The organism is Martinezella lusitana, assembly GCF_010668395.1.
Lineage (GTDB): Bacteria > Pseudomonadota > Alphaproteobacteria > Rhizobiales > Rhizobiaceae > Rhizobium > Rhizobium lusitanum_A.
In genome coordinates, this window is sequence record NZ_WUEY01000012.1 from 126,572 (window position 1) to 138,826 (window position 12,255).

Genomic DNA, 12,255 nt, shown 5'->3' on the forward strand with positions numbered 1-12,255 from the left:
GTGTTGCAGCCCCGAACATCACGTGTGATCTGCCAAATTCCATGGTACAGCACAGTCGACCATGGACGATTTGCCAGCCTAACCCCTTGATGGGAGACGAACCCGCTACCTGCTCATCGGACCATCTAAGTACCTAAACTTCGATTGCTTAGCGTGCGGATCGATGAGGGCAGGTTGAAGGATGCCTCCCAACCCTCCGAGCGCTTTTTGTAGGGCCAAAAGGAGCTGAAGAGCCGCAGTGGGATTTCGACGGACGGTAGCCTCGAAATGCCCCAGGTCGTTTCGGAGCGAGTGCGTCGCCCTTTCGAAAACCACGGCTGGTGCTGTCGTGTTTCCAGAAGCGTCACCGCCCGGATGCATACTTTACGGGACGCTGAGCGCGACCAGGAAATAAAAAGTTTAGTGTATCAAGGTCTCCAGTTTCGGCGCAGAGCGCCGACATCCGGACGACGGTTGTATGGTCGTGGCCTGCGCAATCCTGTTCGCAAATCGAAAAGTTTCAGCCTGGCCGTCTGAAAGCTGTTCTCGGGAAAGGGCCGGATGGTGAGCTTGTGAGGAAGACCAGCGTCATGACCACCGCCGTCAAGGGTGGGTTCGTTTCGCCAGGAGATCCCATTGTGGTCGAACTTCCCGCTCCGACATTGCTCCCGCTGGAAGTCGTCTAAGCCCCAAGAGATCCCGACTAGCTCCTCTCGCCTTCGTTCATGTGGGCTGGATCGTAGTTGATGTCCCAGCCTTGACCGGCTTCTTGCAAGTGGGCGCCTTATGCTCCGTCGCATCTTCCGATCTGTTGACGACGGTCGGCTTGGCGCTGGCCACACCGGTTGCCTTTCGATCACCGACCGACTTGGCGTATTGGCCCTTCGCATCCTTTTCGACATCCGTCATCTCAATCACCTTCTGCTTGAGACCGTTGGAAATTTTCTTGACCTCAGGGTCGGCGTTAGTCTCGCCGTTCGCATCTTCAGCCCGGTCTGGATCGTCCTTTGCGGGCATGCATCCCGGTGGCGTGTTTTCTTGAGGGCCCTCCCAACGGGGAGACTGGTCGGTGGTGCCCGGCGCACCGTCTTTCGGCTTATTCATTCCCATGATGCTTTCTCCTTCCGCCAGCTTCTGCCAAGCTAACCTTTCTCGCGAATGGGTGTTCCGTTCCGGCAGTCTTACCGGACCTTTGACAACGACCGACGCACAACGATTTCCTTCCGATGCGACGGCAAAAGATGGAACTTCGGCGCTTCGACGGACTTCCTGAGCACACAGGAGAACGACGATGCCCGACCCGAGGAATTCTCCAGCAGTGCAGTCCATGGAAATCGAACAAGCAGAGCAGCGCGAGGGCGCTGCGAAGGACGGTCTCGATACCGGACTTGAAGACAGCTTTCCGGCATTGGATCCGATATCCGCCACGCATTCGGCAGTTCCTCCCGGCAGAGCCGACGCCGACGAAGCCGATCGGGTCCGACAGCAGCGGGCGGAGACCGACGAAGAGTTGCCTTCGCGCGCGACGCCGGCCTGCGCATCGATCATCTCCTGCTCAGCCCCTTCCCTGCGTGATCGGCTCCAGATCTGCGGCATCGACAAGTTCGCCCGCAGCTGGGAGCACACCAGCGATCATGCGCCAGTCTGGATTGAACTCGATGATGACTAAGTCGTTATCGCCGAGAGCATGTTTGCACGTGAGGAACCAAACGCCATGGCCGAGCGACAGGATTTCGATGCAGCGTACTTCGTGGACGACCTTTCAATGATGCCGGATGATGAGCTGTTTGCTCTCATGCAAACGCTCGAAGGGGAGAGCGAGGACGTCGCGGTCGAGGCCCGCGAGACAAGCGACATATTCGCTAGGATCGCACTCGTCGAAACCGCGATCGAGGATCGCTTTCCCGGTCAGTTGCTGGCACCTTACAAGGAATGGCACCAACGGCGAACCACGGTTTGAAAGGGGCGGTCCATGACCAACGATCCTGACATCTCCGGACGACTGTTCAAACAACTCGACGATCTCGTGGCCGATGTCATCGATCGGTTTGCCAGCGAGGGACATGGGACGGCCGTGGTGATCGAGACGCTGCAGGACGTGCTGGCAAAGCGCCAGCTTGCTTATGATCGGGACCCCGACCCAGCGGAAGACTCAATTGATGAGCCCTCTAATGCCTGGCCGGCCGCCGATCGACCGCGTCCCGACCAGAAGGGATGACCGCGTGCTCGACACCGAACACCTCAACGCAAGCGAAACAGTCAAAGCCCTCACCCGGGCGCAGCGCGAAGCGCTTGCGGCCATCGCCTTTTTCCGCCGGCAGCGCAAAGCCGGCAGGGGCTGGCTGGTCGGCGACAAGCGGCTGTCCGAAAGGGTTGTCGAGCGCCTGGAGCAGATGCAGCTTGTCGAAGAGAAGCTTCCTCGGTGGCGAACCGAGGTTGCAGCTTACGATCGTCGGTCAGGCGATTGAGGCGAAGATGCAGTGAATTAACGCACCACTCCTGTCCTTAGCCCATCTCGCGCAGTTCGCGCATTGCACCCGCGAACACGGTCGGGACTTCCTGCGGCACGTTGTGACCGACACGCGGCAGCACACGACGAATGTATGGCCCCGTGAAATGCTTGGCCTCCTCGTCCTGTGACGGGGGAGGATCGACGCCGTCGTCTGCACCGAGCAGCACGATGGTCGGAACCGAGATCGGCGGCTGCTTCGCCAATAGCGCTTCGAGGGGCGCGTAAGCGGGATCACCCGGCACCACGCCGTAACGGTGCCGGTACGAATGAATTACCACGTCAACAAAGTCAGGGTTATCGAAGGAAGCCGCGCTTTGCTCGAATGCGTCCGCATCGAAATGCCAAGATGGCGACCATGTCTGCCAGAGAAGCCGGGCTATCTCGCTTCGCTTTTGCTCGAGGCCCTTTCGCCCTCGATCGGTATGGAAATAGTACTGGTACCAGTCCCGCGCCTCCTGATCCGGCGAACCCGGATTCGCGGCGCCGGCGATATCCTGGATGTTATAGGTCGCCCCGGCGCTGACCAGCCCCAACACCCTTTCCGGCCGTAAGGCGGCAACGATGCAGGCAGCACGTCCGCCCCAGTCGTATCCTCCGAGGATCGCTTTTTCGATCGACAGACTGTCCATCAATGCCAACAGATCCGCCCCAAGCGCCGCCTGCTCCCCGGAGCGCATCGTGTTTGAAGACAGAAACCGGGTTTGACCATAGCCGCGCAGGAACGGCACGATGCAGCGATGGCCAGAGCCGGCTAGCCGAGCAGCGACCTCGTCATAGGCGTGAGCATCATAGGGAAAGCCATGAAGCAGGATCGTTGCAACGCCATCCGCGGAACCTGAATCGTAATACGCAATATTCAGGACCCCCGCGGAGACATGTTTCAAAGTCGGTGCTTGCGCCATGGACAACCTCCGAAGTTGGTTCGATCAAGTGACGCCCTTACCGCCGGTGACACCGTAGACCTCGCCGTTGATGAAGCTCGCTTCCTGCGAGGCGAGGAGGACGAAGACCGGAGCGAGCTCGACCGGCTGGCCGGGGCGACCGAAATCACTGTCCTTGCCGAAGTTCTTGACCTTCTCGTCCGGCTGGCCACCGCTTGGCTGCAGAACCGTCCAAACCGGACCGGGCGCGACGACATTGGCGCGAATGCCGCGCTCGATCAGTTGCTTGGCGAGCGCCTTGGTGTAGGCGACGATACCAGCCTTGGTCGTGGCATAGTCGAGCAGGATCGGCGACGGCTGATAGGCCTGGATGGAGGCGGTCGTTACCACGGCGGATCCCGCCGGCATATGGGGCACAGCGGCTTGAGCGATCCAGTGTAGCGCATAGAGATTGGTCTTCATCGTCTTATCGAAATCTTCGGTCGACAACTCTTCGATCGTCTCGCGATATTGCTGCCGGCCGGCATTGACAACGAGGATGTCAATACCGCCAAGGCCGGACACAGTTTTCTCGATCAGTTCGCGGCACCAAGTTTCGTCTTTGATGTCGCCCGGGAGCGCAACGGCCTTGCGCCGCTCGGCTTCGATACGACCGATCACCTCTTTGGCGTCGGCTTCTTCGTCAGGGAGGTAGGTGATGGCGACATCGGCGCCCTCGCGAGCAAAAGCGATGGCGGCGGCGCGGCCGATACCGGAATCTCCTCCGGTGATGAGCGCCTTGCGGCCAGTGAGCCTTCCCGATCCGCGATAGCTTTGCTCACCGTGATCCGGGACAGGATCCATCTTGTGGGCAAGGCCGGGCGCCGGCTGTGGTTGGTCGGGAAAAGGCGGCGCGGGATAGAGCTTGCGAGGATCGTTCAAGGACGTTTTGTCGTGCATGGTGACACCCAATGGTTTCGCGGTTGCATGGAAATGCATGTCTGCGAACCCCCGCTTCCTCCCATTGTTCCTGGAAGCCTGCTGCCCCCGGACAAATTTTCTGAGCCGTTACGCTCATCCTGACTTCGACAAAGGCGCAATGTCATGTCCGCCTAGACAAGCAGGAACCCATAGGCGGCCATATTGCCGAAAGCTGTGCCGACCGGGGCGTATAAGCAAGGAGGCCGAAGACCGAGCATGCCTGCTAGGCGGCTAGCAAATGCAGTAAATCCGGAGCAGCGGAAGTCGGCACGTACCCAGCCCATCATCAACGGACACTGGATTTCGGCGCGGGGTCACAAGGCGCCAAAGTGCGGTCGGCCCGGTACAAGCGGCGACAGTATCAGGAGTAACCACGAAGCGAAAACACTGGATGGAAAGTGGAGTGGCGCGCCTGCATGCAACCCGGAGCACCTCCTCAAGCCAATCCTTCTACGATTTTATACGTTCGAAGGATCCAAAGGGGAACTTCGACGCGCCATGGGTGTTATTCGGGTCCCCACTCTCGAAATTGTGATCGGAGCCCAACCATGGCCACTGAAAAGACCCTGAATGACCTCTTCCTCGACACTCTGAAAGACATCTACTTCGCTGAAAAGCAGATCCTGAAGGCTCTGCCGAAAATGGCGCGTGCGGCACAGTCGGACGAAGGCAAGGCCGGCTTCCTGCAGCATCGCGACGAGACCCAGGTCCAGATCGAACGCCTCGAACAGATCTTCGAGCTCATCGGCAAGCCGGCGCGCGGCAAGACCTGCGAAGCGATCCAGGGCATTCTCGCTGAGGGCGAGGAAATCATGGAGGAGTACAAGGGCACTGCGGCGCTCGACGCGGGCCTTATCTCCTCTGCGCAGGCGGTCGAACATTATGAGATCGCTCGCTACGGTACGCTGAAGTCCTGGGCCAAGCAGCTCGGCCTCAAGGATGCCATTCCGCTCCTGGATGCTACGCTCCAGGAAGAGATTGCCACCGACCAGAAGCTGACCGCCCTTGGTGAAGCCTCCGCAAACCCGAAGGGTTCGCAGAGGAAAGCCAGCTAAAATATCCGTTGTCACTAATCAGGCCGCCCTTCGAGGCGGCCTTTTTGCTTTTCGGTCTGCTGACCCTTCTCCATTCACCAGGAGCCACACATGGCCAAGAAAATCACTCCGGCGTCACCCGCCCCGAAACTTGAAACTGCGACCATCCACGACCAGAAGCTCCAGCGTGGCGCCGGCGGCGAGCTGCACCAGTTCGCCGAGGGCGATACACCTGTCCTAACCACCGCCCAGGGCGGGCCGGTGGCCGATGACCAGAATTCGTTGCGCGTCGGCGCGCGTGGTCCGCTTGTCGTCGACGATTTTCATTTCCGCGAGAAGATCTTTCACTTCGACCACGAGCGCATTCCAGAACGCGTCGTGCATGCGCGCGGCTACGGCGCCCATGGGTATTTCGAGACCTATGAATCGCTGGCGAAATACACCAGGGCCGACCTTTTCCAGCGTCCGGGCGAGAAGACGCCCGCCTTCGTGCGCTTTTCCACGGTCGCCGGCAACAAGGGCTCGGCCGATCTCGCCCGCGACGTCCGAGGCTTCGCCGTCAAGATCTATACGCAGGAGGGCAACTGGGATCTCGTCGGTAACAACATCCCGGTCTTCTTCATTCAGGACGCCATCAAGTTCCCCGACCTGATCCATGCCGCCAAGCAGGAACCGGATCGGGCTTTCCCGCAGGCGCAGACAGCGCACGACAGTTTCTGGGATTTCATCAGCCTGACGCCGGAAAGCATGAACATGGTCATGTGGATCATGTCGGACCGCACCATCCCGCGCTCGCTTCGCTTCATGGAAGGTTTCGGTGTCCACACTTTCCGCTTCGTCAACGCCAGAGACGAATCCACCTTCGTCAAGTTCCATTGGAAACCAAAGCTCGGTCTTCAGTCGGTTGCCTGGAACGAGGCGGTCAAGATCAACGGCGCCGATCCGGATTTCCATCGCCGTGACCTGTGGAACGCAATCCAGTCCGGCAATTTCCCTGAATGGGAGCTGCAGGTCCAGCTCTTCGACCAGGCTTTCGCCGACAGTTTCGATTTCGACGTGCTCGATCCGACCAAGATCATTCCAGAAGAGCTCCTCAAGCCCCAGCCGATCGGCCGGCTCGTTCTCGATCGCATGCCCGACAACTTCTTTGCCGAGACCGAGCAGGTCGCGTTCATGACTCAGAACGTCCCGCCGGGCATCGACTTTTCGAACGATCCGCTGCTGCAGGGCCGCAACTTCTCCTATCTCGATACGCAGCTGAAGCGACTTGGCGGCCCGAACTTCACGCATCTGCCGATCAACGCGCCGAAGTGTCCCATGCACAACTTCCAGCAGGATGGGCACATGGCGATGCGCAATCCCATCGGGCGGACCAATTATCAACCGAATTCGCGCAATGAGGGGCCGCGCGAGTCGCCGATGCAGGGCTATCGCCACTTTGCGTCTGAGGAGCAGGGCACCAAGGCGCGGCTGCGTCCGCAGAGCTTTGCCGACCATTACAGCCAGGCCCGGCAATTCTACATCAGCCAGACCGGCGCCGAGCAGCGCCACATCGCATCTGCGCTGACGTTCGAACTGAGCAAGGTCGAGACGCTGGTCATTCGCGAGCGGATGGTCTCACATCTGATGAACATCGATGAGACGCTGGCAACCACGGTTGCGCAGAAGCTCGGCTTCAAGTCCATGCCCAAGGCGGCCGATGCGGCGATGCCGACCCGCCAGGACCTGGAACCGTCGCCGGCGCTCAGCATCGTCGAACGCGGTCCCAAACGCTTCGAAGGGCGCAAGCTCGGCATTCTGATCACCGATGGTGTGGATGCCAAGCTGTTGAAGGGGTTGACCGACGCCATCACCAAGGAGAAAGCAGTCTTCGAACTGATCGCGCCGAAGGTCGGCGGCGTGACGGCGTCTGACGGTACATTGATCGCGGCACATCATATGATCGATGGCGGTCCCTCGGTTTTGTTCGATGCTGTTGCCATTCTGACTTCGGCCTCTGCCACAGAGGATCTCGTCAACGAGGCGGCGGCGCGCGACTTCGTGGCGGACGCCTTCCAGCACTGCAAGTTCATCGGCTACGATCACTCAGCAGTCCCGCTGTTGGAGAAGGCCGGGATTGCCGATTCACTCGACGAAGGCGTTCTTTCCCTGCCGGGGGAAGAAGGACTTTCCGCCTTCGTTGCCGAACTTGGCAAATTGCGTGTCTGGGGCAGGGAGCCGTCCGTGAAACTAGGCAAGGCGTCGCCCCCGATCAAATAACATTGAAACTGCGCGTGGGAGCAATTCCACGCGCTTTCACCTCTCCGATCACCGTTTCAATGCTGAAAAACGCCTCGGCAGCACGCTTGGAGCCGGCACCCATGGTTGACACCTAGCCGGGCCATATTTCGAGTGTCACCGCCAGGCTGTCGTCTCGCCAATCGCGGATAATGGAGCCTCGGAGTTGTTTTTCGATGAGCGCTCCAACGATAATGGTTCCGAAGCCTTTGATTAGCTCCTGCGGCTTGGGAGCACCCCCACTTTCGGTCCAGGTCATGATGAGGCGGCCGTCCTCCAGGCTTGGCTCCCACGCTATCGCGAGACGTCCGTGACCGTGCCGTGACAGAGCTCCATGTGTACGGCGTTGACCGCGAGCTCGTGGATGACCAGCGACAGCGACTGGACGGCTTCGGGAACAACGAGATACCCTGGTCCACTCATGGTGATGTGGCTGTCTGGATAGCGTGAGATCTGCGCCTCGATGACATTTCGTATGTCGATCGCCTTCCAGGAGTTCTCGGACAGCAGCGCGTGCGCCCGCGCCAGCGATTGAACACGCTCCTGTACGGCGGAGGCGTATGCCGCAGGATTATCAGCGTTGCTGAGCCGCACGATACTGTCGACGATCGCGAGAACATTTTTGGCTCGATGGTCGACTTCCATTAGCAGCCGATGTTCAGAGGCTTCCAGCGCTTGGACTTTTCGGTACTCCGTCACGTCGATCTGAGACGCGAAGAAATAAGCGACTTCTCCGTCGTCGTCGAGGATAGGGCTGACGTGGAGCTGGTTCCAAAACGGAGACCCGTCCTTCTTGTAATTCAGAAGCTCTACATCCACGCCCTTGCCGGCCGTCAACGCGTAACGGACTTCGGCCACTGCAGCGGGCGAGGTCCCCGGCCCTTGCAGGAACCTGCAGTTTCGACCGACGATCTCGTCCGCTGCATAACCTGTGAGATCGAGGAATGCCTGGTTGGCGAGAACGATCGGATATTCGGGTTGTCTTGCGTCGGCAACGACCATCGGCATCCTGGTGCGCTCGAACGCTGCCGCGCTAAGCTCCTTGTGATCCCGCTGGCCCGTAGGGATGCGACGGTCGGCTGATCACCGTGGACCGGGGTCTCTGATACTGCCAACTGCTTACTTCATTGTCTCAGTGAGCAGGTAACATCTTTGTCGGGTAAAGGTTTCACTGTGCAGATGAATGGCGATCCGGCTTGGGAATAGCTGACGCCGTAATATGCCGCCTGTAAGCCGACCTCATGCCGCGCTGTTTAGTTCGCGGAAGGTGATCGAATAACGAAGCTGGTCGACCGGCGGGATGGAATGCTCCCAAAGGGTTCTTGCGTCGCCAGCCATCACGTAGGCCGATCCTGGTTCAGCAATGATCGAGCTACGCTGCCACCTGTCGCCGTGGCGTCGCCTCAGCCTGAAGATGCAGGGAGAGAGAAGCGAGATACCGACCACGCGACCGAAGACGAATTTGTCTTTGTGCCAACCGATCGGAGCGCCGGGACCATATTCGGTCACCAAGGCCTGTTCCAACCGGTCGGGGTCGATGCCAGCGAAACTGCCTGCCATCTCGCGCAGGGGCAAAAGAAACGGCGGAATATCGTCGCCTTTTCGGACGCGCTCCGTATCGAAGTCGTATTTCCAGCCATACGAAACTGTCCTGCGTTTGCCCTCGAAACCGTGGAAATCGAAAGCTTTAAACGGCAGCCCGGGCATCTTTTCGAGAAGCGCCTGCTGCAGATTGTGGGGGACGACATCGGGTGCATAGCGAAAACCCTCCGGAAGTGCCGGCTCGATCGCGCCGAAGAGGTCATGCTGTTTCATCTCGCTCATATCCGGTTCTCAAGCTACCTGTCGTCTCAATGCACGCGCGGCGTTTTCATCACGGTCGCAAAGTCCTCGGCGACCAGTTCGCTGACGGCAATCAGGATTTCTTCGCGCGAGAAACCCGCCCGCAGCGCATCCCGGATCAGATCCTGGAGTTCCGGTTCTATAACGTCGCGGCAATCCTCCAGCCGCTCTTCGGAGATCATTATGCTGGTGAGCTCTTCCATCTTCAATTCTTTCAAACAATGCCACTCCGCACACGGCGGAGCGATTGGATTAATACTAGCGAATGGAGGCCTTCCGTCGCGGGGCGGCGATCAATCCTTCGCGTTGCAGCTTCTTGCGATGGCGGCTGATGGCCTGCGCCTTTTCCCGTACGCGCCGTTCAGACGGCTTTTCGTAAGCGCGCCGTTCCTTCATTTCGCGAAAAAGTCCTTCGCGTTGCATCTTTTTCTTCAGGACCCTGAGGGCCTGGTCGACATTGTTGTCTCTGACGAGCACTTGCATTTTCTCCTTATTTTTTGTGTTGCGCGCGAGCGTCACGATCAGCCGAGCTGTTTGGCGACCACGTCCTGCAGTTCACGGCTTGTGAGGAGGCATGGATATGGTTTCCAGCTCTCGGTCGGCCCAACGACGGCCTCGCCGCGCTCACGCGGCTTCGCGGCCGCAGGCGCGGCAGCGATGTTTATCTGGTTCAACGAGTTTCCTTTTGCCTGCCAATCGGCAGGCGTCATCAATTGTTGTTGGATTTGCCCGTCACGAAACAGTCGGAGGGCGGGAGCTTGCCGTCGGCTAAAAAGACGACGGACGAATCCCAAGAGTTGGCTGGCAAGTCCAACATATGGGTACTCGCAGAGAATATTACAATTCCCCGGAATGGCCGCCATGCGAAAGGGCAAAGGGCCTCAGCGCTCGGACGAGGCCCTTTGCCTTGGAAGAGAAAAAACTGCGAACACGATATCCGGTTGGTGCTTTGGGCTCAGTTCTTTGCCGTTCCCGGTGCCGCCATCTTGGCATGCTGCGAGGCGAGCACCGACGCCGGCGTGACATTGGCCATCGCAGCCTGGAACTTATTCTTCCAGCCCGCGACCACATCACCCTCGCCATCCATCATGGCATCGAAGCCGACCTTGGCGACGTCGGCCGGATCGTCCTTCTCGGCGTGTCCGTCGGGCCCGGCATCAGGCAGGTGACGGTCACGCCGGTATCCTGGAGTTCGTTGCGAAGGGCAAACGAGAAGCTGTTCAGGAAAGCCTTGCTGCCGTTATAGACGGCTTGATAACTACCCGGAATGAACCCGGCGATCGATCCGGTGATGAGGATCTTGCCGGCGCCCCTCGCCCGCATCTGGTTTCCGATCTGCTGGATCAGATACACCGTGCCGACAACGTTCGTATCGATGACCCTGCGAGCCTCGGCGAAGTCCTGCTCAAGGAAGCCCTTGCCCAGACCACGCCCGGCATTCGCCAGCAGCAGATCGACGGAACGGCCGGCATCCAGGTGGTCGCGAATGCTCTTGAGGTCGCCGACAAAGCGTCGCCGCTCGCTCTCGCGATCATCGTGGTCGCGGATCCGGAGCAGGTAGGAGGGATGGATCGTGACGAGAACAGGTGTGCCGCTTGCTGCTGGCAGAACGTGGCCCCGTTCCTTCGTCAGTCCGACCGACCGGCCCATCAGGACGTAGAGGGCTGTCGCCCCGAGCGCCACGATGAGGTCAGGCCGAAGGAGCTCAAGTTCGCCGCCCAGCCACCAGGCGCAACGTTGTATCTCACCGGCGTTCGGCCTGGCATGAAGGCGCCGTTTGCCGCGTCTTTCGAACTTGAAGTGCTTGACCGCATTGGTCACGTAGCAGAGCGATCGACCAACGCCGGCTTCCTCCAGACATTCGTGGAGCAGCCTGCCCGTAGGCCCGACGAAAGGCTTGCCGGCGATGTCCTCCTGATCTCCCGGTTGCTCGCCAATCAGCACAACCCTTGCCTCGGATGGGCCTTCGTCGAACACGGTTTGGGTGGCATCCCGGTAGAGATCACACCGTTCACGGGCTTCAGCTTGGTGCCGCAACGCGCTCAAACTTGTTGTTCGTGGATGGGTTCTGCAAAAGCAGGCGGGACCTGTGCCTTGCGGGTGGTCGTCGGCATTGCCTGCTACCCCTCCTCGCCCGGATATTGGGATTTCTTCAGAAGCTTGGCGAGATGAACCGTATTGCGCGCCAGCATCGATATCATCGTCTGAACCGCCTCCGGGGTCTTTTTGAGATCGACAAAGTTCGTCGATCCCATGGCCTCGCCGACCCAGTAGGCAACCGCATTGGCCGGAATCGTGAAGCCGACATCGTTGAGGGCCTGAAACACTTCCGCGGAAACGTGGTGAGCGCCATCCTCGTTACCGACCACCGCAACCGCGGCGACCTTGCCGTAGGACACCATACGACCCTGATCGTCGGTCTCTTCGAGAAATGCGTCCATGCGCTCCAGCGCCCGCTTACAGACGCTTCCCGGCTGCCCGAGCCAGATCGGCGTGCCGACCAGCAGAATGTCGGCTTCCAGAACCTTTTTGCGGATGTCGGGCCAAGCGTCGCCTTCGCCTTCGTCCGACGTCACGCCCGGCTTTATGTTATGATCGGCAAGTCGAATGCTCTCGGTTTCGACGCCGTGCGTCTTGAACTCTTCAGCAATGAGTTCGAGCAATTTGCCGGTGGAGGATGGCTCGGAAGAGTCCGAGGACTTCAGGGTGCCGTTCAAGGCGAGCGCTTTCAAAGACATGGTTGCTCCTGCTGTGAAAAAGGGCCGGCCAT

Annotated in this window: 12 protein-coding genes and 6 pseudogenes; 6 read left to right on the forward strand and 12 right to left on the reverse strand. The window is 59.5% G+C overall.

Annotation, left to right across the window (positions count from 1 at the left end; translation table 11 throughout):
• Positions 1–682 precede the first annotated feature (682 nt).
• Positions 683–888 (reverse strand): annotated as a pseudogene (locus GR212_RS23310) (hypothetical protein).
• 9 nt (positions 889–897) lie between these two features.
• Positions 898–1,089, reverse strand: a pseudogene (locus GR212_RS23315) (hypothetical protein); the annotation flags it as partial.
• A 387-nt stretch (positions 1,090–1,476) separates the two neighbouring features.
• On the opposite strand from GR212_RS23315, the pseudogene GR212_RS23320 reads away from it, so the two are divergent.
• From GR212_RS23320 to GR212_RS23335, 4 genes and pseudogenes are all read left to right on the forward strand, one after another.
• Positions 1,477–1,648, forward strand: a pseudogene (locus GR212_RS23320) (exodeoxyribonuclease III); the annotation flags it as partial.
• 45 nt (positions 1,649–1,693) lie between these two features.
• The gene (locus GR212_RS23325; protein WP_163989981.1) at positions 1,694–1,939 is read left to right on the forward strand and encodes a hypothetical protein; all 246 of its coding nucleotides are present in this window, start codon (positions 1,694–1,696) and stop codon (positions 1,937–1,939) included.
• Between the two features lie 12 nt (positions 1,940–1,951).
• Entirely contained in the window at positions 1,952–2,197 is a 246-nt protein-coding gene (locus tag GR212_RS23330) for a hypothetical protein (RefSeq protein ID WP_204326720.1), read from the forward strand.
• A gap of 4 nt (positions 2,198–2,201) precedes the next feature.
• The gene (locus GR212_RS23335) at positions 2,202–2,447 is read left to right on the forward strand and encodes a hypothetical protein (RefSeq protein ID WP_204326721.1); all 246 of its coding nucleotides are present in this window, start codon (positions 2,202–2,204) and stop codon (positions 2,445–2,447) included.
• A 37-nt stretch (positions 2,448–2,484) separates the two neighbouring features.
• On the opposite strand, the gene GR212_RS23340 is transcribed toward GR212_RS23335, so the two are convergent.
• Together GR212_RS23340 and GR212_RS23345 are read right to left on the reverse strand one after the other, a co-directional pair.
• Positions 2,485–3,393: an alpha/beta fold hydrolase gene (locus GR212_RS23340; protein ID WP_246725889.1), complete on the reverse strand. Its 909-nt coding sequence runs from the start codon at positions 3,391–3,393 to the stop codon at positions 2,485–2,487.
• 24 nt (positions 3,394–3,417) lie between these two features.
• Positions 3,418–4,311, reverse strand: a complete 894-nt coding sequence (locus GR212_RS23345) for an SDR family oxidoreductase (RefSeq protein WP_163989984.1) — start codon at positions 4,309–4,311, stop codon at positions 3,418–3,420.
• A 569-nt stretch (positions 4,312–4,880) separates the two neighbouring features.
• On the opposite strand from GR212_RS23345, the gene GR212_RS23350 reads away from it, so the two are divergent.
• Positions 4,881–5,387, forward strand: coding sequence for a ferritin-like domain-containing protein (locus tag GR212_RS23350; RefSeq protein ID WP_163989987.1), 507 nt, complete (start codon positions 4,881–4,883; stop codon positions 5,385–5,387).
• A 90-nt stretch (positions 5,388–5,477) separates the two neighbouring features.
• A complete protein-coding gene (catE, locus tag GR212_RS23355) occupies positions 5,478–7,625 on the forward strand; it encodes a catalase C (protein WP_163989990.1) in 2,148 nt (715 codons plus the stop codon).
• Between the two features lie 112 nt (positions 7,626–7,737).
• Here catE and GR212_RS23360 read toward each other — a convergent pair.
• The 8 genes and pseudogenes from GR212_RS23360 to GR212_RS23385 all read right to left on the reverse strand — a co-directional run bounded on the left by GR212_RS23360 (position 7,738) and on the right by GR212_RS23385 (position 12,223).
• A pseudogene (locus GR212_RS23360) lies at positions 7,738–8,758 on the reverse strand (PAS domain-containing protein).
• Between the two features lie 124 nt (positions 8,759–8,882).
• Positions 8,883–9,467 carry an alpha-ketoglutarate-dependent dioxygenase AlkB gene (locus GR212_RS23365; RefSeq protein ID WP_163989993.1) on the reverse strand — a complete coding sequence of 195 codons (585 nt, stop codon included), beginning with the start codon at positions 9,465–9,467 and terminating at the stop codon, positions 8,883–8,885.
• 26 nt (positions 9,468–9,493) lie between these two features.
• Positions 9,494–9,688, reverse strand: a complete 195-nt coding sequence (locus tag GR212_RS23370) for a hypothetical protein (protein ID WP_163990143.1) — start codon at positions 9,686–9,688, stop codon at positions 9,494–9,496.
• 55 nt (positions 9,689–9,743) lie between these two features.
• Positions 9,744–9,968, reverse strand: a complete 225-nt coding sequence (rpsU, locus tag GR212_RS23375; protein ID WP_163990145.1) for a 30S ribosomal protein S21 — start codon at positions 9,966–9,968, stop codon at positions 9,744–9,746.
• Positions 9,969–10,006: 38 nt separating this feature from the next.
• On the reverse strand, positions 10,007–10,159 hold the full coding sequence (locus tag GR212_RS36900; protein WP_204326722.1) for a hypothetical protein: 153 nt from the start codon (positions 10,157–10,159) through the stop codon (positions 10,007–10,009).
• Between the two features lie 281 nt (positions 10,160–10,440).
• A pseudogene (locus GR212_RS36905) lies at positions 10,441–10,955 on the reverse strand (SDR family NAD(P)-dependent oxidoreductase); the annotation flags it as partial.
• Positions 10,956–10,967: 12 nt separating this feature from the next.
• Positions 10,968–11,627: pseudogene (locus tag GR212_RS36910) on the reverse strand (UdgX family uracil-DNA binding protein); the annotation flags it as partial.
• Positions 11,606–12,223 (reverse strand): flavodoxin family protein, encoded by a 618-nt coding sequence (locus GR212_RS23385; RefSeq protein WP_163989996.1) that lies wholly within the window; start codon positions 12,221–12,223, stop codon positions 11,606–11,608. The gene GR212_RS23385 and the pseudogene GR212_RS36910, both read right to left, overlap by 22 nt.
• Positions 12,224–12,255 lie beyond the last annotated feature (32 nt).

Coding starts and splice junctions, on each gene's coding strand:
- GR212_RS23325 (WP_163989981.1), top strand. CDS start 1,694: ATGGCCGAGCGACAGGATTTCGATGCAGCGTACTTCGTGGACGACCTT.
- GR212_RS23330 (WP_204326720.1), top strand. CDS start 1,952: ATGACCAACGATCCTGACATCTCCGGACGACTGTTCAAACAACTCGAC.
- GR212_RS23340 (WP_246725889.1), bottom strand. CDS start 3,393: ATGGCGCAAGCACCGACTTTGAAACATGTCTCCGCGGGGGTCCTGAAT.
- GR212_RS23345 (WP_163989984.1), bottom strand. CDS start 4,311: ATGCACGACAAAACGTCCTTGAACGATCCTCGCAAGCTCTATCCCGCG.
- GR212_RS23350 (WP_163989987.1), top strand. CDS start 4,881: ATGGCCACTGAAAAGACCCTGAATGACCTCTTCCTCGACACTCTGAAA.
- catE (WP_163989990.1), top strand. CDS start 5,478: ATGGCCAAGAAAATCACTCCGGCGTCACCCGCCCCGAAACTTGAAACT.
- GR212_RS23365 (WP_163989993.1), bottom strand. CDS start 9,467: ATGAGCGAGATGAAACAGCATGACCTCTTCGGCGCGATCGAGCCGGCA.
- GR212_RS23370 (WP_163990143.1), bottom strand. CDS start 9,688: ATGGAAGAGCTCACCAGCATAATGATCTCCGAAGAGCGGCTGGAGGAT.
- rpsU (WP_163990145.1), bottom strand. CDS start 9,968: ATGCAAGTGCTCGTCAGAGACAACAATGTCGACCAGGCCCTCAGGGTC.
- GR212_RS23385 (WP_163989996.1), bottom strand. CDS start 12,223: ATGTCTTTGAAAGCGCTCGCCTTGAACGGCACCCTGAAGTCCTCGGAC.